This window comes from Spongiactinospora sp. 9N601 (assembly GCF_044326295.1).
GTDB lineage: Bacteria > Actinomycetota > Actinomycetes > Streptosporangiales > Streptosporangiaceae > Spongiactinospora > Spongiactinospora gelatinilytica.
In genome coordinates this window covers 1-3,252 of sequence record NZ_JBIRBB010000049.1, presented here as the reverse complement: position 1 = coordinate 3,252, position 3,252 = coordinate 1, and the positions used below count along the sequence as shown (strand labels likewise).

The window sequence follows — 3,252 nt, the reverse complement described above, 5'->3', positions numbered from 1 at the left end:
TGGTGGTCTGGTGCTGGCTGGGGTGGGTTGTCTGGTTGTTGTTTGAGATTTGCATAGTGGACGCGAGCATCTTTTGTGGCCAAGTTGTTTAGGGCGCACGGTGGATGCCTTGGTACCAGGAGCCGATGAAGGACGTGGGAGGCTGCGTTAAGCCTCGGGGAGTCGCCAGCCAGACGTTGATCCGGGGATGTCCGAATGGGGAAACCTGACACCAGTCATGTGGTGTCGCCTCCGTCTGAATGTATAGGGCGGTTGGTGGTAACGCGGGGAAGTGAAACATCTCAGTACCCGTAGGAAGAGAAAACAATAGTGATTCCGTTAGTAGTGGTGAGCGAACGCGGATGAGGCTAAACCGTATGCGTGTGATAGCCGGCGGGTGTTGCGTGTGCGGGGTTGTGGGAGCTGCTGTGGGAGGACCGCCGTTCTTCCGGGGAGTGAGAAATTCATCTGGTAGTCGAAGCCTTTGGGATGGGGCGCCGTAGACCGTGAGAGTCGGGTAGGCGAAACTGGATGGACTCCTTATGTGGTTTCCCGAGTAGCACGGGGCTCGAGGAATCCTGTGTGAATCTGCCAGGACCACCTGGTAAGCCTGAATACTCCCTGGTGACCGATAGTGCACGAGTACCGTGAGGGAAAGGTGAAAAGTGCCCCGGTGAGGGGTCGTGAAAGAGTACCTGAAACCGTGTGCCTACAAGCCGTGGGGGCATCCTTTTTTTGGGGTGTGACTGCGTGCCTTTTGAAGAATGAGCCTGCGAGTCGTGGTGTGTGGCGAGGTTAACCCGGGTGGGGGAGCCGTAGCGAAAGCGAGTCTGAATAGGGCGTTTGAGTCGCATGCTGTGGACCCGAAGCGGGGTGATCTACGCATGGGCAGGGTGAAGCTCAGGTAAGACTGGGTGGAGGCCCGAACCCACCAGGGTTGAAAACCTGGGGGATGACCTGTGTGTAGGGGTGAAAGGCCAATCAAACTCCGTGATAGCTGGTTCTCCCCGAAATGCATTTAGGTGCAGCGTTGCGTGTTGCTTGCCGGAGGTAGAGCACTGGTTGGCTGATGGGCCCGACAAGGTTACTGACGTCAGTCAAACTCCGAATGCCGGTAATGTTAGCGTGGCAGTGAGACTGCGGGGGATAAGCTCCGTGGTCGAGAGGGAAACAGCCCAGATCATCGTCTAAGGCCCCTAAGCGTGTGCTAAGTGGGAAAGGATGTGGAGTCGCAGTGACAACCAGGAGGTTGGCTTAGAAGCAGCCATCCTTGAAAGAGTGCGTAATAGCTCACTGGTCAAGTGATTCTGCGCCGACAATGTAGCGGGGCTCAAGCATACCGCCGAAGACGTGGCACTTGTGCGCGTGAGCGTATGGGTGGGTAGGGGAGCGTCGTGTCCTGGGTGAAGCGGTGGGGTGACCTGTCGTGGACGGGATGCGAGTGAGAATGCAGGCATGAGTAGCGAATCGGGGGTGGGAAACCCCCGCGCCGGATGACCAAGGGTTCCTGGGCTAGGTTAATCCGCCCAGGGTAAGTCGGGGCCTAAGGCGAGGCCGACAGGCGTAGTCGATGGATGACGGGTTGATATTCCCGTACCCGCTGTTATGCGCCCATACTGAACCTGGTGATACTAAGGGTCCTTAGCCCCCTTGCTGCCTTCGGGTGGTGGGTGAGGGTGAACGCCTGGCCTGAGCTGGTAGTAGGTAAGCGATGGGGTGACGCAGGAAGGTAGTCCATCCCAGGCGGTGGTTGTCCTGGGGTAAGCATGTAGCCCGTGTCGTAGGTAAATCCGCGGCACATTTAGGGGTGAGGTGTGATGCCGAGCCGATTGTGGCGAAGTGGATGATCCTATGCTGCCGAGAAAAGCCTCTAGTGAGTGTGGCGGCGGCCCGTACCCTAAACCGACTCAGGTGGTCAGGTAGAGAATACCGAGGCGATCGGGTGAACTGTGGTTAAGGAACTCGGCAAATTGCCCCCGTAACTTCGGGAGAAGGGGGGCCCTTGCTGGTGACCGGCCTGCGCGGCCGGGTGCTGGTGGGGGTCGCAGTGGCCAGGGGGAAGCGACTGTTTATTAAAAACACAGGTCTGTGCGAAGTCGTAAGACGATGTATACGGACTGACGCCTGCCCGGTGCCGGAACGTTAAGGGGACCGCTTAGCCATCCTTTTGGGGTGGCGAAGGTGAGAACTTAAGCGCCGGTAAACGGCGGTGGTAACTATAACCATCCTAAGGTAGCGAAATTCCTTGTCGGGTAAGTTCCGACCTGCACGAATGGCGTAACGACTTCCCCGCTGTCTCAACCACAGGCCCGGCGAAATTGCATTACGAGTAAAGATGCTCGTTACGCGCAGCAGGACGGAAAGACCCCGGGACCTTCACTATAGCTTGACATTGGTGTTTGGGGCGGCTTGTGTAGGATAGGTGGGAGACTGTGAAGCGGTCACGCTAGTGGTCGTGGAGTCGTTGGTGAAATACCACTCTGGTCGTTTTGGATGTCTAACCCGCGCCCGTGGATCCGGGTGGGGGACAGTGTCTGGTGGGTAGTTTAACTGGGGCGGTTGCCTCCTAAAGGGTAACGGAGGCGCCCAAAGGTTCCCTCAGCCTGGTTGGTAATCAGGTGGTGAGTGTAAGTGCACAAGGGGGCTTGACTGTGAGACCGACGGGTCGAGCAGGAGCGAAAGCTGGGACTAGTGATCCGGCATCTCTGTGTGGTTGGGGTGTCGCTCAACGGCTAAAAGGTACCCCGGGGATAACAGGCTGATCTTCCCCAAGAGTCCATATCGACGGGATGGTTTGGCACCTCGATGTCGGCTCGTCGCATCCTGGGGCTGGAGTAGGTCCCAAGGGTTGGGCTGTTCGCCCATTAAAGCGGTACGCGAGCTGGGTTTAGAACGTCGCGAGACAGTTCGGTCCCTATCCGCTGCGCGCGTAGGAGACTTGAAGGGGGCTGTCCCTAGTACGAGAGGACCGGGACGGACGAACCTCTGGTGTGCCAGTTGTATCGCCAGGTGCATGGCTGGTTGGCTACGTTCGGGATGGATAACCGCTGAAGGCATCTAAGCGGGAAGCCTGCCTTGAGATGAGGTCTCCCTCCCACGTGAGTGGGGTAAGGCTCCCGGTGGATGACCGGGTTGATAGGCTGGTGGTGGAAGCGTTGTGAGGCGTGGAGCTGACCGGTACTAATAGGCCGAGGACTTGACCACAACAAACACGCTTTCTTTTTGTGCTGTGTGTGGTGCTCGCGTTCACTGTGTGATTCTGAGACTGCAACC

The 3,252-nt window shown here is 57.8% G+C and carries 1 rRNA gene; it reads left to right on the top strand.

The features are described 5' to 3' along the window. Positions 1–77: 77 nt before the first annotated feature. Positions 78–3,183 (top strand): 23S ribosomal RNA (locus ACH34R_RS44000). Positions 3,184–3,252 lie beyond the last annotated feature (69 nt).